General features: G+C 60.8%; 19 protein-coding genes and 2 tRNA genes. 10 read left to right on the top strand and 11 right to left on the bottom strand.

All coding sequences use genetic code 11. The annotated features are described in order from the left end of the window. Positions 1-22 precede the first annotated feature (22 nt). The 3 genes from HGSM_RS09815 to HGSM_RS09805 all read left to right on the top strand — a co-directional run bounded on the left by HGSM_RS09815 (position 23) and on the right by HGSM_RS09805 (position 2,542). Positions 23-1,075 carry a putative F420-0 ABC transporter permease subunit gene (locus HGSM_RS09815; protein ID WP_195891370.1) on the top strand — a complete coding sequence of 351 codons (1,053 nt, stop codon included), beginning with the start codon at positions 23-25 and terminating at the stop codon, positions 1,073-1,075. Beyond that, positions 1,075-1,986, top strand: coding sequence for an ABC transporter ATP-binding protein (locus tag HGSM_RS09810; RefSeq protein WP_019148583.1), 912 nt, complete (start codon positions 1,075-1,077; stop codon positions 1,984-1,986). The genes HGSM_RS09815 and HGSM_RS09810 overlap by 1 nt, the downstream gene beginning before the upstream one ends. A 127-nt stretch (positions 1,987-2,113) precedes the next feature. Then, positions 2,114-2,542, top strand: coding sequence for a hypothetical protein (locus HGSM_RS09805; RefSeq protein ID WP_019148582.1), 429 nt, complete (start codon positions 2,114-2,116; stop codon positions 2,540-2,542). A gap of 61 nt (positions 2,543-2,603) precedes the next feature. On the opposite strand, the gene HGSM_RS09800 is transcribed toward HGSM_RS09805, so the two are convergent. Together HGSM_RS09800 and HGSM_RS09795 are read right to left on the bottom strand one after the other, a co-directional pair. Beyond that, a complete protein-coding gene (locus tag HGSM_RS09800) occupies positions 2,604-3,209 on the bottom strand; it encodes a response regulator transcription factor (protein ID WP_019148581.1) in 606 nt (201 codons plus the stop codon). Further along, entirely contained in the window at positions 3,209-4,423 is a 1,215-nt protein-coding gene (locus HGSM_RS09795) for a sensor histidine kinase (RefSeq protein ID WP_019148580.1), read from the bottom strand. Before HGSM_RS09795 ends, HGSM_RS09800 begins: the two co-directional genes overlap by 1 nt. A gap of 164 nt (positions 4,424-4,587) precedes the next feature. Between HGSM_RS09795 and HGSM_RS09790 the strand changes: the two genes are divergently transcribed. Next, positions 4,588-5,169, top strand: a complete 582-nt coding sequence (locus HGSM_RS09790; protein ID WP_019148579.1) for a hypothetical protein — start codon at positions 4,588-4,590, stop codon at positions 5,167-5,169. A 126-nt stretch (positions 5,170-5,295) separates the two neighbouring features. Here the strand turns inward: HGSM_RS09790 and HGSM_RS09785 are convergent, their stop codons facing one another. Continuing rightward, the gene (locus HGSM_RS09785; protein ID WP_019148578.1) at positions 5,296-5,670 is read right to left on the bottom strand and encodes a hypothetical protein; all 375 of its coding nucleotides are present in this window, start codon (positions 5,668-5,670) and stop codon (positions 5,296-5,298) included. Positions 5,671-5,758: 88 nt separating this feature from the next. Then, positions 5,759-6,520 carry a coenzyme F420-0:L-glutamate ligase gene (gene cofE, locus HGSM_RS09780; protein WP_040594932.1) on the bottom strand — a complete coding sequence of 254 codons (762 nt, stop codon included), beginning with the start codon at positions 6,518-6,520 and terminating at the stop codon, positions 5,759-5,761. A gap of 185 nt (positions 6,521-6,705) precedes the next feature. Between cofE and valS the strand changes: the two genes are divergently transcribed. The 5 genes from valS to HGSM_RS09755 all read left to right on the top strand — a co-directional run bounded on the left by valS (position 6,706) and on the right by HGSM_RS09755 (position 13,969). Next, on the top strand, positions 6,706-9,414 hold the full coding sequence (valS, locus tag HGSM_RS09775; protein ID WP_019148576.1) for a valine--tRNA ligase: 2,709 nt from the start codon (positions 6,706-6,708) through the stop codon (positions 9,412-9,414). Positions 9,415-9,493: 79 nt separating this feature from the next. Next, complete coding sequence (locus HGSM_RS09770; protein ID WP_019148575.1) at positions 9,494-11,311, top strand: AMP-dependent synthetase/ligase; 1,818 nt, start codon at positions 9,494-9,496, stop codon at positions 11,309-11,311. Positions 11,312-11,577: 266 nt separating this feature from the next. Further along, the gene (locus HGSM_RS09765) at positions 11,578-12,375 is read left to right on the top strand and encodes an ABC transporter substrate-binding protein (protein ID WP_195891369.1); all 798 of its coding nucleotides are present in this window, start codon (positions 11,578-11,580) and stop codon (positions 12,373-12,375) included. Next, the gene (locus tag HGSM_RS09760; RefSeq protein WP_019148573.1) at positions 12,375-13,214 is read left to right on the top strand and encodes an amino acid ABC transporter permease; all 840 of its coding nucleotides are present in this window, start codon (positions 12,375-12,377) and stop codon (positions 13,212-13,214) included. The genes HGSM_RS09765 and HGSM_RS09760 overlap by 1 nt, the downstream gene beginning before the upstream one ends. Next, complete coding sequence (locus HGSM_RS09755) at positions 13,211-13,969, top strand: amino acid ABC transporter ATP-binding protein (protein ID WP_019148572.1); 759 nt, start codon at positions 13,211-13,213, stop codon at positions 13,967-13,969. Before HGSM_RS09760 ends, HGSM_RS09755 begins: the two co-directional genes overlap by 4 nt. A 180-nt stretch (positions 13,970-14,149) precedes the next feature. Here HGSM_RS09755 and HGSM_RS09750 read toward each other — a convergent pair whose 3' ends face one another. The 7 genes from HGSM_RS09750 to HGSM_RS09720 all read right to left on the bottom strand — a co-directional run bounded on the left by HGSM_RS09750 (position 14,150) and on the right by HGSM_RS09720 (position 21,051). After that, positions 14,150-15,442, bottom strand: a complete 1,293-nt coding sequence (locus HGSM_RS09750) for a polysaccharide deacetylase (RefSeq protein WP_081581409.1) — start codon at positions 15,440-15,442, stop codon at positions 14,150-14,152. Positions 15,443-15,633: 191 nt separating this feature from the next. Further along, positions 15,634-15,996 (bottom strand): chorismate mutase, encoded by a 363-nt coding sequence (locus HGSM_RS09745; protein ID WP_019148570.1) that lies wholly within the window; start codon positions 15,994-15,996, stop codon positions 15,634-15,636. Positions 15,997-16,001: 5 nt separating this feature from the next. Continuing rightward, on the bottom strand, positions 16,002-17,285 hold the full coding sequence (clpX, locus tag HGSM_RS09740; RefSeq protein WP_019148569.1) for an ATP-dependent Clp protease ATP-binding subunit ClpX: 1,284 nt from the start codon (positions 17,283-17,285) through the stop codon (positions 16,002-16,004). A 186-nt stretch (positions 17,286-17,471) separates the two neighbouring features. Further along, a complete protein-coding gene (locus HGSM_RS09735) occupies positions 17,472-18,182 on the bottom strand; it encodes an ATP-dependent Clp protease proteolytic subunit (protein ID WP_040594931.1) in 711 nt (236 codons plus the stop codon). A 28-nt stretch (positions 18,183-18,210) separates the two neighbouring features. Further along, a complete protein-coding gene (locus HGSM_RS09730; protein ID WP_040595065.1) occupies positions 18,211-18,828 on the bottom strand; it encodes an ATP-dependent Clp protease proteolytic subunit in 618 nt (205 codons plus the stop codon). A gap of 278 nt (positions 18,829-19,106) precedes the next feature. Beyond that, on the bottom strand, positions 19,107-20,447 hold the full coding sequence (gene tig / locus HGSM_RS09725; RefSeq protein ID WP_019148566.1) for a trigger factor: 1,341 nt from the start codon (positions 20,445-20,447) through the stop codon (positions 19,107-19,109). 527 nt (positions 20,448-20,974) lie between these two features. After that, positions 20,975-21,051: transfer RNA gene (locus tag HGSM_RS09720), tRNA-Pro, on the bottom strand. A 281-nt stretch (positions 21,052-21,332) separates the two neighbouring features. On the opposite strand from HGSM_RS09720, the gene HGSM_RS09715 reads away from it, so the two are divergent. Continuing rightward, a tRNA-Gly gene (locus tag HGSM_RS09715) sits at positions 21,333-21,406 on the top strand. Positions 21,407-21,562 lie beyond the last annotated feature (156 nt).

Genomic DNA, 21,562 nt, shown 5'->3' with positions numbered 1-21,562 from the left:
GGGCGATCGCGCAGGTGATCGCGTGGGCAACCACGCCACGCGCACTGCCACGCTCGCAGCAACCCGCACCGCAACGATCGTGGGACTCGCCCTCGCGCTCGCGGCGAGCGTTGCCGTGGCGGTGGCGATCGGTCCAGCGGACCTCGCGCCAGGCGAGGTCGCGCGGTCGATCGCGCATCACCTGGGGCTTGGCGGTGCGCTCGGGTTTGAGCCGCTTACCCCGCTGCGGGACGCGATGGTGTGGGAGCTGCGCCTCCCCCGCGTGTTGACGGCGGGAGCGGTAGGCGCCGGGCTCGCGATTTCGGGTGCGGTCATGCAGTCGCTGACCCGTAACCCGCTGGCTGATCCGTACCTTCTCGGGCTCTCATCTGGCGCCTCGCTGGGTGCAGTTTCGGTTCTCGTGCTGGGCATGGGCGTGCTGCTTCCCGTGGCCGCGTTTGTGGGTGCGGTTGCGGCGTTGGCCGCTGCGCTGGGGCTCGCTGGAGCACTGGGTAAGCTCACCCCGACCCGCACAATTCTGGCGGGGCTCGCGGTGAGCCAACTCGCCGCGGCCCTGACGAGTTTCATCATCTTCTGGTCCGCGGATGGCGACTCATACCGTGAGGTCCTCTCCTGGCTGATGGGTTCCGTGGGAGCCGCAACCTGGCAATCCGTGGCGATTGCGGGTGGCGGAGTTCTGCTGCTCGGCGTGCCGTTGGCGTTGGCGGCTAACGTGCTGGACGCTTTCACGTTTGGCGACGATTCCGCACGGGCACTTGGCTTCAACGCCACCCGGTGGCGCTGGGGTCTGCTGCTCGTGGTTGCGCTGCTGACCGGCGCGATGGTCTCGGTTTCCGGCTCGATTGGGTTTGTTGGGCTGATCATTCCGCACCTCGTGCGGATGGTCTCGGGCACCGGCCACGCCCTCGTCCTCCCCATCTCCGCACTCGTGGGCGCCACGTTCCTGATCTGGGCTGACACGCTTGCCCGCACCATCTTTGAGCCGCGAGAACTCCCCGTTGGCATCGTCACCGCCCTCATTGGTGCGCCCGTGTTCGCGTTTGTTCTGTGGAAGTCCAGAGGGGCGGGCATCTGATGACCCAGTCACTGATTCACGACGATTCACCTCAGCCCCAGCACACCCCCACCACCGCTGGTGGTGCGACCGATCCCGCGAGCGCCGCAGCGCCCGCCCAGGCCGCGCCCATGGAACAATCGCATTCCGCAGCGCCGGAACTCGACCCAGTGTTCGCCTTCGAGGGCGTGTCGTGGAGTGTGGGCAAGGCTCAGATCCTGCGCGAGCTGTCCCACAGGGTTGCGCCCGGCCAGTTCACCACGCTGTTGGGCCCGAACGGCAGCGGAAAGTCCTCGCTGCTGCGGATCTTGGCAGGCGTGCAGGAACCCGATTCCGGCTCCGTTGAGGTGTTCGGTTCGAACTGGCTTCGCACCGGGGTCAAGTCGCGTGCCCGCACGCTCGCATTCGTGGAGCAGTCAGTGACCGCTGATCGGGCGCTGTCCGTGCTCGACGTTGTCCTGCTTGGGCGAATGCCACATCGTTCGATCTTCTCCTCGCCCACTGGCGCGGATGCCGTGGCGGCGCGCGAGGCCCTTGCCCAAGTGGACATGCTCGAGTTCGCGGACCGCGAGTTCGGGACGCTGTCCGGCGGGGAGCGTCAGCGCGTACTCCTGGCCAAGGCACTGGCCCAGGACACCGAGGTCTTGGTGGTGGACGAGCCCACCAACCACCTAGACATCTCCGCGCAACTCTCCATCCTGGCTCTGCTGCGGGATCTCGCGGACCATGGCAAGAGCATCATCACCGCGCTGCATGACCTGAACCTCGCGGCGGCATACTCTGACGAGCTTGTGGTGATGCAGTCGGGCCGGTTCGTCGCCTCGGGCTCCCCCACCCGCGTGCTCACCGAGCCTCTCATCAAGGAGGTCTACGGCGTGGACGCCACGGTGATGGAACACCCGCGCACGGGCCGCCCGCTGATTGTGTTCTAGGCGTTGCCGGAAGCCTCACCAGCGTGACTTCACTGCACGTTCCGCGCTAACTCGTTAGTTTTACGCTAGCCACGACATTATTTGGTAATACCCCGGAGAGGTTTCCTTCGAGCCTTAGGAACGTGCCGTGCCGATCCCCAAAGCGCTCCGGTTCATGACTGCCGCGACCACGATCATCCTGTGCGCGAGCGGACTCAACGCATGTGTGGCGAGCGAGAGAAACCCGGAAGGGCTCGTGCTGCGAACCGCGGGCACCGTGCTACCCGTCGCACCCGCCTCTGACGCCTACATGGAAGCGCTACTGACCGGAACCTTGATTAAGGGCCCGGGCGGTTGCCTCTTCGTCGAGAGCAACGGCGTTCGAAGCCTTGTGGTCTGGCGCCATGGCTCCACTCTAAGTTCCAACGGCCGGAGCGTGGTCAATGGCAAGAGCAGTCTTTCGGTGGGAGATTACGTTGAGATCGGGGGTGGCTTCGGCACCCCGCCAAAGTCCCTGCCCATCCCCGATGCGTGCCTCACAGAATCGCCCGAAGCGTTCTTCTCCAGCGCTCCCTAGCGGAAGCGGGAATCAGCCTCTCGGCACAGGTGACTGAGAAGTTGCTGCCCGATGACCTAGCTCAAAGCCAGCCGTTCTCTAGCGCGATATCCGTTGCTTGCTGTCTGGTGCGCGCACCAGTCTTAGCCAGAATCGTCGAGATGTGATTCCGTACGGTGCCCGGAGCTAGCAGCAGCGCCTTGCTGATCTGAGTCGTGGTCTCGCCTTTCTTGCCGGCCCGCAACACGTCGAGTTCACGCGCAGTCAGTGGCGAGGGCTCCTGGCTGAGCGCACTGGCCGCTATTTCTGGGTCGACGTACCTGGCGCCGTTGGCAACTTGTCGGATCACCTGAGCCACTTCGCCTGCTCCTCGAGACTTTGGTAGGAAGCCGGCCACCCCGGAGGCCAAGGCACGGCGCAACACACCTGGTCTCGCGTGACGGGTCACCACTACGCAGCGGGTGTTCACAAGTTTCTTATGCAGTTGCTCCACCACCTCAACACCATCGAGGCCAGGCATTTCTAGGTCAAGCAAGCAGACATCGGGCTTCACCTGTTGGATAGTTTCAAGTGCCTGGGCTCCATCTGCGCATTCAGCGATGACTTCCAAGTCAGGTTCAAGGTTCAACAACGCAACGAGCGCGGAACGAATCATTGCTTCATCGTCTGCAATGAGTACGCGAATCATCAGTGGATTTCCTTTCTGTGCGGCAAAACTACGGTGACTGTGTGGGTAGTGTCCGTACCCTCCACCGCGACTTGCCCATTGTGTTCACGGACTCGCTGCTTGATGCTCGCTAAGCCAGATCCGTTGGACCACTGTCGTTCCAGGTTTTCGGAAGTGTTGCTACAGTCCACATCGTTTTTCATGGCGTATTGCCATTGGTCGTGTTCAAAATCCAAGGCAACGTCAACCTTCTTACCCCCACCATGCCGCAGCGCATTAGTGGTGGTCTCCCGAATGACGGGTGCAAGAACCTCACTTGGAGCGGTAGCAACGTTCGGTGCAATTCTCATCGTCACCTCAGCCCCTGCTACACGCAGCAGTTCGGCTGCATTTTCCAGTTCGTTGCGCAGGTTGACGGGTCGCATTCGTTCCGCCAGATTTCGGGTCTCTGCTTGGGCCGTAGCAACGGTTCGTCGCGCCTCGTGTACGTGTTCGAGTCCAGCAGCTTGGTCCAAGGCAAGTACTCGCTCAGCGAGCTCAAGTTGCAGAGCTACCACCTGCAAGTGGTGACCTTGGAGGTCATGGATGTCGTTGGCGAGCCTCAGGCGCTCCCTCGTCGCTGCCAGTTCACCTTCCGCCAGGCGAGCCTGATCAAGTTCGACAACTATGTCCCACCACCACAGAGAGAAGACGGTGAATCCAGGGATGATCGCAGCGTACGCAAGTAGCAAGATGAACGTCGTAGGCGCGTCTGCGTTGAGTGCTCCCAGATTGTGGCGGTAATCCAGAATCGCAAGCGCAACCAGAACTGCCGTCAGCCCGAGCGCGAACCGCGACCGCACACCTGTGGACCATCGCAGCATCACCAACACTTGAGCAACTGGAACGATACTGGCTACAACGAGCCCAATTGAGATCCATGTGAGCACACCAAGTGCCACCGCCGCAGTCACAGCCGCAACCACAACCCATGGCCTGCACGTCCAAGAGCCTTCGGCGTGATCCGCATCAATGATCCACCGGTAGCGGTACATCATGACAACTGCGAGGCCCGCCCAGATGAGCCCCACTACGAGCACCATGAGTGCGCCCACTGTTCCAACCTGCACTGTGGCAGCACCGTGCCACAGGTAAACCAACGTCAGGTTGAAAAAGGTTATGCCTGCGAGGGTCAACTGCCACGTCGAGCTGATGTTTCGTGAAAGTTGGGACGTGGGGGCGGTGATGCGTTGCATGAGAACCAGAGTATCCGCATGACATTTGTCATGGGTCCACGTGACTACTTGCCGGACTTTGAGTGACGATTACTCACTTCTGACCTGCCCAAATCTCCAACAAACTTGAAGTAGTTCAGGCGAGAAGCACTCGGCGTCCCACCCCATTCAAGTAGGAGAACATCATGCAGGATCTACTCATCAAGCTTCAGTCCATCATCGCGGGTGCACCGGAACCACTTGCCGCGCTTGTTACAGGTCTTGCTGGGGCCATCCCGTTTGTTGAGGGCGAAGGGGCCGCAACCATTGCTGTCATCGCGGGCGTTAACCCTGTGCTTGCTGGAGTCTTTGCGGCACTGGGTAACTTCCTGTGTGTGTTGACAGTAGTCTTTGCCAGTTCAGGAGCGCGTCAGGCAGTAGTGGCCGGAATTACGCGCCGAAAGACACGTTCAGCACGCCGCGTCGAGGCTCCGGCGCTGGTGGGAGCGAACGAGCTCACGGAGCACTTGGATGCTACGGCCACCGCTTCTCAAGACGAATCTCCACGTGCCGCCGCACGCCGTCAAAAGTTCACGGTCGCGCTGGAAAAGTACGGGGTACCAGGGGTGAGCCTCCTCGGACCGCTGCTCCTTCCAACCGCTTTCACCGCAAGCATGCTGGTGGCAGTCGGAGTGAAAGCACGACGCGTAATGTTCTGGCAGACGATCGCCATTGTTGGCTGGACCACCATTTTTACAGTCTTGGTGACTGCTATCACGAATATCTAGTGGGCCCGATAACTCCTCATCTCCCCGGCCGAGCTCACGAGCCCGGTTAGAGGTGGGGAGTTTTCATTTTCGGAGTCGACTTGGTCAGCTAAGGCGGCCTTCACTAAGCTCTTGAAGAGCGTCCGATCAAGACTGGCTTTCGACCAGCTCCTCGACGACGCCGATCATTTGGGTTCCAATACCCTCGTATTCAACGCGCACAGCACCGGATTCCCGCGCCGGCAGTTCACCTGGAGCGTGGTCGTAGCAGTGCACAAAGGTGAACTTCGGCCACCACTTCTTGGGCCGGGCCGCCTCGGAATAACCGCAGACAACGCACGTGAGGTGAACCCAGACCGGGCGCTTTCCCGTACGGTTTGCCATCGACTGAACTAACCAGGCCGGCGGATCGGCTTGGATGGCCGCCAACTCAGCCTCACTCACGTGCGCTGGGATACCGTGTTTTTGGGCCATCTCCACAGGAATATCTAGGGCAATGGCGGCTTCTCGTCTGTTCATCATTGCAGTCAATTCTAGGCCACTGCCCCTCAACGCTGACCCGATCGACTGTGTGAGATCTCGCGCCTACTTTCGGCTTTCGCGCGGACCGCTAGCGGCCTTCCATTTCCAAACGCCGCCCAAGCGCAACCGCCTCCGCGGTACCCATCGAGAACAGGTCAGACTCCCCCACCCGCACCTGCGAGCGTGACCCAGGCCCATCGTCGTTAATTGGCAGAACCAGTTCCGAGCGGCCCCGCACCACCGCGAGCGGCCTGCCGCCGGTCTTCCCCTTGGCAAGTTCGGCCGCGCACACCAGTTCATCCGCGATCGCAGTGACCGACACAGCCAGTTCCCGGCCCGCGCTGTCGCGGTGCCCACGGAAATCCTCGAGCGGCAGAATCCCGGCGCTGCCAATCGCAATGTCCACCAGCCCGGCCCGCCACGGGCGGCCGGTCGTGTCCGAAATCAGGACCGCAACATTCACCCCACACCGCTCGAGCAGGCCCGCGCGCAGCGCGCGGGCCGACGCGTCCGGGTCGCGCGGCAGCAGGAGAATCTTGCCGCTCGCCACGTTGGAGGCGTCCACGCCTGCGGCGGCCATGACCAACCCCAAATGATTTTCGACGATCCGCAGCGGCGGTCCGTCTTCTCGCGTTCGCTGCGCCACCAGTCGGACGGTCTCGCTCGTGATCGCTTCCTCGCGATCCACGGCTGACACAACTTGGCCTTCGGCCTTAGACACAATCTTGGACGTCACGCACACGATGTCACCGTCCGCCAGATCCGGCAAGAACCGGACCGCAAGGTCAACGAGGTCATCGCCGGCACGAACCTCGCCCACGCCATCGGGCGCCCACACACGAAACTCCATGCCCCAACTGTTACATGCGCCGGGGTGGCTGCGCCGAAGGCGCGAGGCAGCGCAACCGGGCTGGAAGGTGCGTGGATAAGGGATAGTGACTCGATCGTCGAGAATCAAAACGCCGCCATGCAAAGGGCGAATGCCACACGGACAGGTGCAAGAACGGGCACGTGAATGTGAAAGAATAAGGGATTATGAGTGCCTTTGACGAAGCCGCTTCCCCTGAAACCTCCGCAGCCCCAGTACGCGCAACCGTGCGCCAGGTACCGGACCGCGTGAGCGTTGATGGCATTGAAGCTACATGGAACAACACGTGGGACGAGAACAAGACCTACGCATTCGATGAGAACACGACCCGTGAGCAGGTCTACTCGATCGACACCCCGCCACCCACCGTCTCGGGTTCACTGCACGTAGGACACGTGTTCTCGTACACCCACACTGACGTGGTCGCACGCTACAAGCGCATGCAGGGCAAGAACGTGTTCTACCCAATGGGTTGGGACGACAACGGCCTGCCCACCGAACGCCGCGTGCAGAACTACTACGGCGTCCGCTGCGACACCTCGCTGCCTTACGTTGAAAACTACGAGCCACCGTTCCAGGGCGCTGAAGGCAAGTCGGTCAAGGCCGCTGACCAGCAGCCCATCTCCCGCAAGAACTTTGTGGAGCTGTGCGAGCGCCTGACCGCTGAGGACGAGAAGCAGTTCGAAGCCCTGTGGCGCCACCTCGGACTCTCCGTGGACTGGAACCGCACTTACCAAACCATCGGTAAGGACGCGCAGCGCGTTGCGCAGACCGCGTTCCTGCGCAACCTTGAGCGCGGCGAGGCCTACCAGGCCGAGGCGCCGGGACTCTGGGACGTCACCTTCCAGACCGCAGTGGCACAGGCCGAACTTGAGGCTCGCGACTACCCGGGCCACTACCACAAGGTCAACTTCCACAAGGCTGATGGCTCGGGCACCGTCCAGATTGAGACCACCCGTCCGGAACTCCTCGCGGCATGCGTTGCACTCATCGCGCACCCAGACGACGAGCGCTACCAGGATCTGTTTGGCACCACGGTCATCTCGCCGCTGTTTGACGTCGAGGTACCCGTGCTCGCGCACCCAGCAGCCGAAATCGAAAAGGGCGCCGGAATCGCCATGTGCTGTACGTTCGGTGACCTCACCGACGTTCAGTGGTGGCGCGAACTGCAGCTGCCAACCCGCTCGATCATCCGCCGTGACGGCCGCATCATTGCAGATGTGCCAGAGTGGATCACGTCCGAGGCCGGACGCACGGCGTTTGAGGAACTGGCCAACAAGACCACCTTCTCCGCACGCAAGGTAGTAGTCGATGGCCTGCGTGAGTCGGGAGACTTGGACGGCGAGCCAGAGGCGACTCAGCGCAAGACCAACTTCTTTGAAAAGGGCGACAAGCCACTCGAGATCGTCACCTCACGCCAGTGGTACCTGCGCAACGGTGGACGTGACTGGGACCAGCGCCCACTTCGGGACGAGCTCCTTGCTCGCGGCGAGGAACTGGACTTCAACCCTGACTTTATGAAGGTTCGCTACGCCAACTGGGTTGGCGGCCTGAACGGTGACTGGCTGATCTCCCGCCAGCGCTTCTTCGGCGTGCCATTCCCTGTTTGGTACCCAGTGGACGCCGAGGGCGAGCCACAGTGGGACGCACCAATCGTTCCATCCGAGGCATCGCTTCCTATCGACCCATCGTCCGACGTGCCAGAGGGTTACACCGCTGAGCAACGCGGAGTTGCCGGCGGATTCGTTGGCGACCCGGACATCATGGACACCTGGGCAACCTCGTCGCTCACCCCGCAGATCGCCGGTGGATGGCTGTCCGACTCCTCACTGTTCAACAACGTGTTCCCCATGGACCTGCGCCCACAGGGCCAGGACATCATCCGCACGTGGCTGTTCTCCACGGTTGTGCGCTCGCACCTCGAGCACGGCTCGCTGCCTTGGGAGCACGCGGCCATCTCCGGCTGGATCCTCGACCCAGACCGCAAGAAGATGTCCAAGTCCAAGGGCAACGTTGTGACTCCGATGGGCCTCCTTGAGGAACACGGCTCCGACGCTGTGCGTTACTGGGCGGCCTCCGCTCGCCTAGGTACCGACGCAGCGTTCGAGGTTGGCCAGATGAAGATCGGTCGCCGCCTGGCGATCAAGATCCTCAACGCCTCCAAGTTCGCGCTCTCCTTTGCTACCGATGGCGAGATAGTCCTCGACCCAGCACTGGTGACAGAGGAACTCGACCGTGCCATGCTCGCGGGTCTCGCGGATGTTGTCGAGAAGGCCACCGCTGCCCTTGACGCCTACGACCACACTCGCGCACTCGAGCTCACTGAATCGTTCTTCTGGACCTTCTGCGACGACTACCTTGAGCTAGTCAAGGACCGCGCATACGCAGACGGTGCATCGGTTCCAGGTGCCGCGGCCGTCTCCGCACGCACTTCGCTGGCACTCGCCCTCGACGTGCTCCTGCGCCTATTCGCACCAGTCCTACCGTTCGCCACGGAAGAGGTCTGGAGCTGGTGGCGCGAAGGCTCGATCCACACCGCACCATGGCCAACCTCCGAGGTTCTGCGCGATGCCGCCGGCTCCGCTGAGCCAAGCGACCTCGCCGCAGCCGGAAACGCACTGGCCGTACTGCGCAAGATCAAATCCGAGGCAAAGGTCTCCATGAAGACCCCAATCCTCGCCGCGACTCTTGCAGTGCCAAGCGCAGCCCAGGCAGCCGTGAACCACTCCATGGTGGACGTCAAGGCCGCCGGACGCGCAACCGGCTCAGTCGAGATCGTCGACGCACCGGCGGATGCAGACCTCAGCACGCAGGGTGGCATCACGGTGGTGAACTTCGAACTCGGAGAACCACCGGTCAAGGCACCACGCAACTGATTTAGACCTAATGGCGGGCGGCCTTGGCTGCCCGCCATTACGCTTACCGTACGTAGCCCCCACACCCGAGGAGCGTGTCATGCAAGAATTCACCTCACCAAACCTGGTTGACGTGCCCCGCACGTTCAACATCAACGACCTTCTGACTAAGCGCGTCGAAGAGTCCGGCGACAAGACCCTCTTTGAGATCCAGAGTGGACTTGGAGGGAACTGGGTACCCGTCACCGCCCGCGAGTTCCAGAACCAAGTTACCGACCTGGCAAAGGGCCTGATCGCTTCCGGCATCAACGCCGGTGACACGATCGCCATCATGAGCCGCACCCGCTACGAGTGGACTCTCCTCGACTTCGCCATCTGGGCCGTTGGTGCACTTCCAGTGCCCGTATACGAGACCAGCTCCGCCTCCCAAGTCCGTTGGATCTGCTCCGACTCCAACGCAAAGATGATCTTTGTGGAGAACGCCGGCCACGCTTCCGTGGTCGCAGAGGCTCGGGCCGAGTTGCCTGAGCTCAAGGAAGTCCTCGTTATTGACGACGACGCGATCACAACGATCCATGAGCGCGGCGCGAACGTGGACAGCGCAGAGGTCGAAGCACGTTCTAAGGGCGTCAAGTCCGACGACCTCGCCACGATCATCTACACCTCCGGCACCACCGGCCGTCCAAAGGGCGTGGAACTCACGCACTGGAACTTTGTGTACTTGACCCGTAACGGTATCAAGGACCTCGACGCGGTGTGCGGCCCAGGCAAGCGCACCCTCCTGTTTATGCCGCTGGCCCACGTGTTCGCCCGCTTCATCCAGGTTGTTGCACTGACCGGCGGAGCGGTTCTGGGTCACACCCCAGACGCCAAGAACCTCATCCCGGACCTCCAGTCGTTCAAGCCAACCTTCCTGCTCGCTGTTCCTCGCGTGTTTGAGAAGGTGTACAACGCGGCAGAGCAGAAGGCCGGATCTGGCTTCAAGCTCAAGATGTTCCGGTGGGCAGCTAAAGTTGCGATCCAGAACTCCCGAGCTTGGCAGAGCGACAAAGGTGCGTCCTTCGTACTCAAGGCACAGCACAAGGCTGCTTCCGCAATCCTCTACAAGAAGCTCCGCGACACCCTCGGCGGCAACGCCGAGTACGCGATTTCGGGTGGTGCGCCACTCGGTGAGCGCCTCGGACACTTCTTCCGCGGCATCGGTGTGACCGTGCTCGAGGGCTACGGCCTGACCGAGACCTGTGCCCCGAGCGCAGTGAACCGTCCACACCTCATTAAGATCGGAACCGTTGGCCCTCCATTTGCTGGCACCTCGATCAAGATCGACACCGACGGTGAGATCCTCCTCAAGGGAGATCACGTGTTCCGTGGGTACCGCGGCAACCCTGAGGCAACCGCCGAGGCCCTCAAGGACGGCTGGTTCCACACGGGTGACATCGGAACACTCGATGACGACGGCTACCTGCGCATCACCGGCCGCAAGAAGGAACTCATCGTCACCGCTGGCGGCAAGAACGTGGCCCCAGCAGTTCTCGAGGACCGACTGCGTGGCCACCCCATCGTGTCCCAGGTGGTTGCAGTGGGCGACCAGCGTCCGTTCATCGGCGCGCTCGTCACCCTCGACCGCGAGATGCTCCCGGGCTGGCTCAAGTCCCACGGCCTTCCAGCAATGGAGGTCTCCGAGGCTGCGACCAACCCAAGCGTGCTAGCCGCTCTGGACCGCGCAGTCAACCGCGCAAACCAGGCAGTGTCGCGCGCCGAGTCGATCCGCAAGATCACCGTGCTCACCACCGACTTCACCGAGGCGAATGGGTACCTCACCCCTTCCCTCAAGGTGAAGCGCGCGCTGGTGCTCAGGGACTTTGCGCCAGTCATTGACGATCTCTATGGCGGTCCTCTCCAGAAGGAAAAGGACTGACGTAGCGAGCTAGCGAGCCTCTCTCGCGGCGCTGCCGCGCAGCTTTCCCCCGCATTACCACTAGCCGAGATCCTAGTTGCAGCGGTGAAATCCTAGATACGTTCTAGAAACTCACCGCCGTAGCTAGGATCTCGGCGTTTTTGCTCCACCGGGCGGAAGTACCCGTCAAGCGTTAACGTGAGCCAATACTCAACAACCGAGACTGGCAATGCATAACTATGCAGGGTTATGATTATTCATGGTTAACACACGTGAACACTAAGAGATTGAGGCAACACATGTTCTCCTCCAAGAAGCTCGCAGCAGCCGGAATCGTCGCAGCAGCAGCACTCGCCCTGACCGCTTGCTCGGACGACACCGCTCCAGTTGAAAACGCTGACGGACCGCTGCTCGTCACCGCTGGAACGCTCACCGTCTGCTCCAACGCTCCTTTCGAGCCATTCGAGTACAACGATGCTGACGGCAACTTGACCGGCATCGACATCGACCTCACCAAGCTCGCGGCAGAGAAGCTGGGCCTCGAGTACGTAGCCATGCAGTACGACTTCGACGCAATGTCCTCGGGCGCTGCATTCGAGTCCAACAGCTGCGACGTCCTCGCAACCGGGATGACGATTACCCCAGAGCGCCAGGCTAAGTTCGACTTCTCGGACCCTTACTACGACGCAAACCAGGGTGCGCTCGTGAAGACCGGCTCCACCGCCACCTCGCTGAAGGACCTTGAAGGCAAGAACGTAGGTGCGCAGGTCGAGACCACCGGTCTGACCATCGCCAAGGACGCTGGCTTTGATGTTCAGGTGTTCCCAGAGGTTGGCTCCCTCGTTCAGGCTGTAGCGACCGGACAGATCGACGCAGCAATCGCTGACATCGGTGTCCTCGAGTCCTACACCACCGACGAGCTGAGCATTGCTTTCACCGAAAAGACTGATGAGCAGTACGGCTTCGGAGTCAAGAAGGACAACCCCAAGCTGGTTGAGGCTCTCAACGCCGCAATCAAGGATGCCAAGGCTGATGGCACGTACGACGAAATCATCACCAAGCACGTAGGCGCCGCAGGTAACTGATGACTGCCGTCACTTCAAACGCAGGAGCGCGAACGGTGCGCAAGGCTCGGATGAGCCCCAAGCGCCGGGCCGCGCTCTCGCGCGCTATCCAATACGGTGTTCTGGTTGTCATAGCGGTAGCCCTCGGCTTTGCCGCCGACTGGGACCGCATAGCCAAGAACCTCTTCAACGTTGACGTTGCCAAGGATCTGCTTCCGCTCATCCCTAACGCCTTTGTCAACACGCTGACCTACACGGCTGCCGCATTTGCGCTCGCGCTCGTCCTCGGCATCGTCCTGGCGCTCATGCGTCTCTCCTCGGTGGGACTCTACCGCTGGCTCGCAACCGCGTACGTCGAGTTCTTCCGCGGAATCCCCGCGATGCTCGTTGTGTTCTCCGTGGCGTTCGCACTGCCGATCGCATTCAACGTGAAGATCCCCTCGCTCACGCTCAAGGCGGCCCTCGCGCTGGGAATCGTCTCCTCCGCGTACATCGCTGAGGTGCTGCGTGCAGGAATCCAAGCGGTACCCAAGGGCCAGATCGAGGCCGCACGCTCACTCGGCATGAGCCAGACGCGCGCTATGGTCACTGTGGTTCTGCCACAGGCCTTCCGCATCGTGCTTCCTCCAATGACAAACGAGATCATCCTGCTCACCAAGGACTCCTCCCTGGTGTTCCTCATGGGCATGGCTGCATCCCAGTTCGAGCTCACCAAGATCGGCCGAGACGCGCTCAACAGCGGTACCGGCGGCCTCACCGGCCTATTCGTAGTCGGTTTTGCCTACCTGTGCATCACCGTTCCATTGGGTATCTTGGCACGACACCTTGAGAAGCGCTTTGGCGAAGGGAGCCGGAAGTGACTGAACAACCAATAGTTGCAATCCGCGGTCTGCACAAGTCTTACGGCGAGCGCGAAGTCCTCAAGGGCATCGACCTTGACGTCCACGCCGGCGAGGTTGTGTGCATCATTGGTCCGTCGGGTTCAGGGAAGTCAACCCTCCTGCGTTGCGTTAACCAGCTCGAGACCACGACCTCCGGTTCCATCAACGTTCTCGGCGAGGAAACCACGGATGACGACGTGGACATCGACGCCCTGCGCACACGCGTGGGCATGGTGTTCCAGCAGTTCAACCTGTTCTCCAACATGACGGTGCTCAAGAACTGCACTGTGGCACAGCGCAAGGTTTTGGGACGCTCCGAGGCCGAGGCCAAGGAAGTCGCCCTGAAGAACCTCGAGCACGTGGGTCTCGCAGACCGCGCTAACGCGCACCCCAACCAGCTCTCCGGCGGCCAGCAGCAGCGTGTGGCAATCGCCCGCGCGCTGTCCATGAACCCAGACATCATGCTGTTCGACGAGCCAACCTCGGCGCTCGACCCTGAACTTGTGGGCGACGTCCTCAAGGTTATGCGTGAGCTTGCTGAAGATGGCATGACGATGATGGTGGTCACGCACGAAATGGCCTTTGCACGAGATGTAGCCGACAGGGTTATCTTCATGGATGACGGCGTCATCGTTGAAGAGGGCCCTGCCGCAGAAGTGATCAATGCACCGACCCAGGAACGCACCCAGCAGTTCCTCAAGCGCGTGCTTGACCCGACTCACACGGGCGAGTAATCGCACGGGTGTTAACCAAAAACGGTGAGAGGGCGAGTTCCATATGGAACTCGCCCTCTCACCGTCTATAGGCTTGACCCGCCAGTGCCGGACTGTGCCGGCCGGCGCCCACCATTGGCTACCAGGACCACCCAAGGCCCATCAGACCGCTCAATACCTACCAGGACCGCCCAAGGCCTATCAGGGCCGAGCAGGATCCATCACGGTCTTCACGTCAAAGAACGTGGACAACACGGGCCTGTCCCCCTTGAGTTCCTTGGCAAACTGCAGCCCGTCAATGTTGATGCGCATCTGCCGCTGATAGCCGGCGCCCTGCTGCATCCAGGCCGTGGTGGTTCCGTCCACACCGTAGAAGAACCGGAAGCCGTGCTCACGCAGGAGCTCATACCGCGGTCCTGAGTACGGTGGGACGCCGGAGATGTCCCCACCGAAGGCGTAAATGAACTGGTCGGTCTTCCCCAGGATCGGTCGGACTTCCTTGTCCCAGAGGTTCAGGTCAAACTTCATCTTGTCCATCGGGACTGTTCCCATGCTGCGGTGGCCCCACGAGTGAGAGGCCATGACCCAGCCATCTTCCTTCAGCGCATCAGCAATCTTTGTGGCCTCCGCCTTATCACTCTCAAGCGTTGGAGAGTCCCCATACTCACGGTCAGAAGTGCGGTAGCCGAACACTCCGTTATATCCAGTCAGGGCCAGAATGCCCTTGGATCCACGGTACGAGAAGTCCGGGTGTTCATCGACAAACTCGTCCACAACCGCCTGGACGTCGTACGCGCCGATCTTCACCTCGCCATCCGCCGTGGTGTACTCGTTCAGCACTCTCCCGTCCTCGGTGAGCACAGACTTGGTGGCAAAGCCATCCCCATCCATATACTCGTAGTAGCTCATGTCGTCAACGGAGATGACGAGTGGCTTCTTGCCCACCGGGAGTTTGATGTCCCGGTATGCCATTTTCTTTTCTTTGTTCAGGCCCGCAAAGTACTTGGGATTGACCAGCACGTAGTCACGGGCGTACAACTCGTCAAGGATGGCGTTGAACTCCGTAAGCGTGACCATGTAGTCGAGGTAGCCCTGCTGGCGATCGTCGCCGTCGAACGCGCGGTCGGTGTCGACCACGAGCGAGTGGAAGAACAGGTGCGGGATCTGGTTGGGCGTTGGCCATACCTTGGCAGCAGCCTTTGCTGACTCGATCTCGGTTCGGGCTGCGTCCGCTTCGGGGGAGCTAACATCCTTGATCTCTGCCAGGGCCGCCTTGTAGTCGTACCCTTGGGCGAGCACCGAGGCTCGGGCGATCAGTTCCTCGTCTGTGGGGCCTGCGGGCTCCTCCGGAGATTCGGTCTCCGTCGGAGCAGAGCTCGAGTTGGACTCCCCCGGACGGTTCGGACCGTCGTTCGGGCGCGGCTCTGGTGAACACGCAGCCAATGATCCCGCCAGCACAGTGGCCACAGCTCCAGCTAGTAAGCGCCTTTTCATACCGATCACTCCTTTGTCCCCGTATTCCACCCAGTGTTCCAGTGTTCGCTGAGATTACCCGCGTGTGACTCGCGCTTCCAACAAACTGTGTGAAATGTGTCTCAAACATGAAAACCGAAGGACCCGGCAACGGGTGCCAGGTCCTTCGGAAGATCAGTGGGATAAGGATCCTAGAAGTCAGATCCAGCCCTTCAATTGAACGTGTCGAGCGGGCGAGTATCCCCCAGCTCGGAGGCAATCCGCTTGTGGTGGCGAATCACTTCGGACACGATGAACTCACGGAACTGCTCAGCAAACGCGGGGTCGAGACCCGCCGCGTCCGCGATTCCGGTCAGCCGTGCGATCTGCTGGGCCTCGCGCTCCGGGTCCGCCGGTGCCACGCCGCCCATTGCCTTGAGCTCGCCAACGCGGTGAGTGAACTTGAAGCGCTCGGCGAGCAGATACATCAAGGAAGCGTCAATGTTGTCGATGGATGCGCGCAGGTCAAGGATTTCCTGACGGATCTGTGGGTTGGCCGTTGGATCGGACGGCTGGTGATCGTTGTCGATCGGCATGAGTGCTAAGCGCTCTTTTCTCGGGGTGTGCCCTTTTTGGATGTGGAACGAGGTACGAGCGTTGGAAACACGTTGTTCAGGACAACGCCCTCATCAACCACGACCCGTTCGACGTCATCGCGTGAAGGGATCTCGAACATGATCTGCTGGAGGACTTCTTCAAGGATCGAACGCAGCCCGCGAGCACCGGTTCCGCGGAGGAGCGCCTGCTCGGCAACTGCCTTGACCGCGCCATCAGTGAACTCGAGTTCAACACCGTCCAACTCGAACATCTTCTGGTATTGCTTGATCAGCGCGTTCTTTGGTGTGACGAGGATCTGGACCAGCGCGTCCACGTCCAGCGGTGAAACCGTGGTGATGACGGGCACCCGGCCGATGAACTCGGGGATTAGCCCGAACTTCTGCAGGTCTTCTGGGAGCACGTCGGCCATGACGTCCGTGCCCTCCTCCTTGAGCGCGAGCGGTGCACCAAAACCGATTCCGGACTTTCCTGCGCGCGAGGAGATGATGTCCTCAAGGCCCGCGAATGCCCCGGCAACGATGAACAGCACGTTCGAGGTATCGATAGTGATGAACTCTTGGTGCGGGTGCTTGCGTCCACCCTGTGGCGGCACAGAGGCAGTTGTACCCTCAATAATCTTGAGCAGCGCCTGCTGCACACCCTCTCCGGATACGTCACGGGTGATTGAGGGGTTCTCGGACTTTCGGGCGATCTTGTCGATCTCGTCGATGTAGATAATGCCGGTTTCGGCCTTCTTGACGTCAAAGTCAGCGGCTTGGATGAGTTTCAGGAGAATGTTCTCTACGTCCTCACCCACGTACCCGGCCTCGGTCAACGCGGTCGCATCCGCAATGGCAAATGGGACGTTGAGCATCTTGGCCAGCGTCTGCGCTAGGTAGGTCTTGCCGCATCCCGTAGGACCGATCATCAGGATGTTGGACTTGGAGATTTCAATGTCATCCGAGCCTGTGCCCACGGTCTTGGGCTCGTTGGACGCGGTCACTCGCTTGTAGTGGTTGTACACGGCAACTGCGAGTGAACGCTTGGCGTCCTGCTGGCCCACAATGTACTGCTCGAGGAAATCAAAGATATCGCGCGGCTTGGGCAACTCGCCGAGTCCGAGCTCGACAGCTTCCTGGAACTCTTCCTCAATGATCTCGTTGCACAGTTCGATGCATTCCACACAGATGTAGACGCCCGGTCCCGCAATCAGCTTTTTGACTTGCTTCTGCGACTTTCCGCAGAAAGAGCACTTCAACAGGTCAGAGCCATCGCCTAGACGAGTCATGTCTGCCTCCTTGGTACTGCCGAATGGGCATAGCGAACTGTGGGCACTGTACAGTGCGTGACTCCAATATTTCACACCTCCGGCGCGCGAGGGGATCTCGACGCACCGGAGGTGTGAAAGTCACGGCCAAGCGGAACTCACCGCAGGGCACCTACACCCCGCACACCCGTGCGAGGCCAGGCGACACTAGGACCGTGGAAGAGCCTTAGCCTTGCGGCTTTCGAGGACCTGGTCAACCAGGCCGTACTCGACTGCCTCGTGAGCTGACAGGATCTTGTCGCGTTCGATGTCTTCGCGAATCTGATCGGAGGTCTTGCCGGAGTGCACCGCGAGGGTGTCCTCGAGCCAGGAACGCATGCGCAGGATCTCGTTCGCCTGGATCTCGATGTCCGACGCCTGGGCGTACGCGCCACCCTCAAAGCGAGGCTGGTGGATCAGGATACGCGAGTTAGGCAGCGCCAGACGCTTACCTGGTGCACCCGCAGCGAGCAGAACCGAGGCTGCCGAGGCCGCCTGGCCGAGGCACACGGTCTGCACGTCCGAGGTGATGTACTGCATCGTGTCGTAGATGGCGGTCATTGCGGTGAATGAGCCACCCGGGGAGTTGATGTAGAGAATGATGTCACGGTTAGGCTCCTGGCTCTCCAGAACCAGAAGCTGCGCCATGACGTCATCCGCCGAGGCGTCGTCAACCTGCACGCCGAGGAAGATAATGCGGTCCTCGAAGAGCTTGGTGTAGGGGTCCTGGCGCTTGAAGCCGTACGCGGTGCGTTCCTCGAACTGAGGAAGAACGTACCGCGAGGATGGTGCGCCTTGTGCGAATGCTGCGCCACCCATCATTTGAGGTCCGCGGGTGCGCTGGGCGGCCGAGATGAACTGGGATTCCATGCTACTCATGAATGTCTCCTGAAATGACTGGTGGGTGTCAGGCGTTGTCTGCGGCCTCGGCCAGCGAACCGGCGTTGGTCACGACGTGGTCAACAAAGCCGTACACGAGGGCCTCGTCCGCGGTAAACCAGCGGTCGCGGTCCGAGTCACGGGTGATCTCCTCAGGAGTCTTGCCCGTCTGCTCAGCGATAAGGCCGGCAAGCTGCTTCTTCATGTGCAGGATGAGCTGCGCGTTGATCGCGATGTCCGTTGCCGTACCGCCGATGCCACCCGAAGGCTGGTGCATCATGACGCGCGCGTGCGGGGTTGCGAAACGCTTGCCCTTGGCGCCCGACGACAGGAGGAACTGCCCCATCGAGGCTGCGAGGCCCATTGCCACAGTGGCGACGTCCGGCTTCACAAACTGCATGGTGTCGTAGATGGCCATACCCGCGGTGATCGAGCCACCAGGCGAGTTGATGTACAGGTAAATGTCCTTCTCTGGGTCTTCCGCAGCGAGGAGGAGCATCTGCGCACAGATCGCGTTAGCGTTGTCGTCCCTTACCTCTGATCCCAACCAAATGATTCGCTCCTTGAGCAAACGGTTGTAGATGCTGTCGTTGAGTCCAAAGCCTCCGGCCTCCTGCGTGGCCGCGATTGGCATCTGCTCGTTCACGCTAACTCCCATCAGATATGTGCTTCTTGTTGCTTTGACCTTAACGCCAACGCCAAACTAAAAACTCCTCGAATACCCTTGTTTCGCTCAAGGCGCACACTGTCAGCGCTGATAGCGAACACGGGGCCCCGAACAGCCCGAATTACCGACGATTGTGCCAACGGGACGTCGACACGTCACGCTGGCACAATCGTCGAGAATCTGTGGCGCACAGCGCCAAAAAAGCGGTGGGCCGCGCACAGCGCGACCCACCGCCCAAGTGGTGCTCTAGAAGAGGATCAGTTCTCTTCGGTCTCGGCTGCAGCTGCTGCAGCCTCAACGATCTGCTCAGCGGCAGCGTCGTCCTCGTCCGTGCCGATGAACTCGGACAGGTCCACAACCGTGCCGGCTGCGTCCTTGACCTCGATCTGGCGCAGTGCAACTGCGAGCGACTTGGAGCGAGCGACCTCGCCGACCATCATCGGGATCTGACCCTGCTGGTCAAGAGCCGAGATGAACTGCTGTGGGTCCATGCCGTACTGGCGCGAAGCGGAGATCATGTAGTCGAGCAGCTCCTGCTGGCTGACCTTGATCTCGAGCTTCTCAGCAAGGGTGTCAAGAAGGATCTGGTTCTTGAGTGCAACGGTGGTGTCACCGGTGACCTCTGCGCGGTGCTCGTCGTCCTCGAGGCGTCCCTCGGACTCGAGGTGGCGGTGAACCTCAGCGTCGATGACGCCCTGTGGCAGTGGGAAGTCAACCTTGTTGAGCTCCTCGAGCAGGAGGTCGCGGGCAGCAACAGCCTGGTTCGAAACGGAGATCGATGCGGCCTGCTCGCGCAGGTCAGCCTTGAGCTCCTCAACCGTGTCAAACTCGGACGCCATCTGTGCGAAGTCGTCGTCAACCTCAGGAAGCTCGCGCTCCTTGACCGAGGTTGCGGTGACGGTGATGTTTGCTTCCTCACCAGCGCGCTCGCCGCCTGCGAGAGGTGCCACGAACGTGGTGGTCTCTCCAGCGGAAAGGCCGGTCAGTGCCTCGTCGAGGCCCTCAAGCATGTTGCCGGTGCCGATCTCATACGAGATGCCCGAAACGTTGTCGACTTCCTCGTCACCGATCTTTGCGGTGAGGTCGAGAACCACGAAGTCGCCGTGTGCGGCTGGGCGGTCAACACCAACGAGGGTGCCGAAGCGGGCGCGGAGTGCGTCAAGGCGACCCTCTACGTCCTCGTCGGTGACCTCAGCGGTAGGAACCTCGAGGGACAGGCCCTCGAAGGATGGGAGTTCGAAGTCTGGGCGAACCTCAACCTCAGCGGTGAACTCGAGGTAGTCCTCTTCGTTGTCCGCGATAGGCAGGACAGTGATCTCAACTGTTGGCTGACCAAGTGGACGCAGCTCCGACTGTGCGATTGCGTCACGGTAAAGGCCTGGCAGTGCCTCGTTGATTGCGTGCTCCAAAACAGCTGCACGGCCAACACGCTGGTCAATGATGCGTGGTGGCACCTTGCCCTTACGGAAGCCTGGGACGTTGATGTCCTGGGCGATGTGCTCGTAGGCGTGGGCGATCGCAGGCTGGAGCTCCGCTGCCTCTACCTGGACGGTCAACTTGGACTTGGTTGGGTCCAGGGTCTCGACGGTGCTCTTCACTTCGATGGTCTCCAACTTGGGTTGTCTCCCACCCCTTGGTTGTGGCGGGAATGTTCATGTGTTCGGTTCGCTGACCTTCTGCGCCGCACGCAGGGCTGTGCCTTCCGGAGGGTATCCGTTGGGCGCATTCTGCGGGTCGCGGCGAGTGTCTTGGCGACCTTGGGTACTACTTCTTGCCTAGAGTGCTGACAAGACTAACCGTAGAATCTTACGACATTACGCGGCGCCTAGTCATTGTCGCTTTCGTCAACGCCCGTTTGCGTCCGCGCATATGGCCCGCATCTGCCGGCGTTTCGGCGCGATTCCGCGCCCGCGGTGAGACAAGTCTCACCACCGCGGCACGGGACGTGGGGCTGGAAGCCGGCTGAATCGTCGTGAATTTTTGGGTTGTGGCGCCTACGGCGCCACTGATTATCGACGATTGTGGTCCCGACCCAGCACAACGCGGGCCCGTCCTCGCCAGCCCCAGGCGGGCAAACGCAAAAAAGGCGGGCCCGAGATTTCTCTCCGGCCCGCCTATTTGTATCTGGTCGGGGTGACAGGATTTGAACCTGCGACCTTCCGCTCCCAAAGCGGACGCGCTACCAACCTGCGCCACACCCCGATACCTGCACTCTCGAACACCTCGTGAGCACAGATAAGAACATTAGTGCATGACTTCAAGTTTGTGAAATCGCTTATCCGGCCCCCGCATTTTTGGCTCGATAGCGCGGTTGTTCGCCGGAACGCTGCAATAGGATCTGGGCCGATTTGCATTGACTCCCACTCATGCTGTTAAAGTTTTACTCGTCGCCAAGACCGTAAGGTTGAAGCGAATCGGCAAACAACGGCAAGATCCACTGATTTGGAAATGATCAGGAACTTCGCTAGAGTTTAACGAGTCAAGCGGGTGTAGCTTAATGGTAAAGCCTTAGTCTTCCAAACTAATGACGCGAGTTCGATTCTCGTCACCCGCTCCACGTAAAAGAGGAGAACCAATCTGGTTCTCCTCTTTTTGTTTTTCCGCATGGGCATCAAGAGTGAGGCGGGGCTGGGACGGGACCACGATCGTCGTAAATCAGGCGAAACATGGACGCTTTAGCGTCCACCATACGGACTTCGGTTAGACATAATCT

Source organism: Timonella senegalensis JC301, from assembly GCF_000312125.1.
Lineage (GTDB): Bacteria > Actinomycetota > Actinomycetes > Actinomycetales > Cellulomonadaceae > Timonella > Timonella senegalensis.
This window is presented reverse-complemented; position numbering and strand designations above follow the sequence as displayed.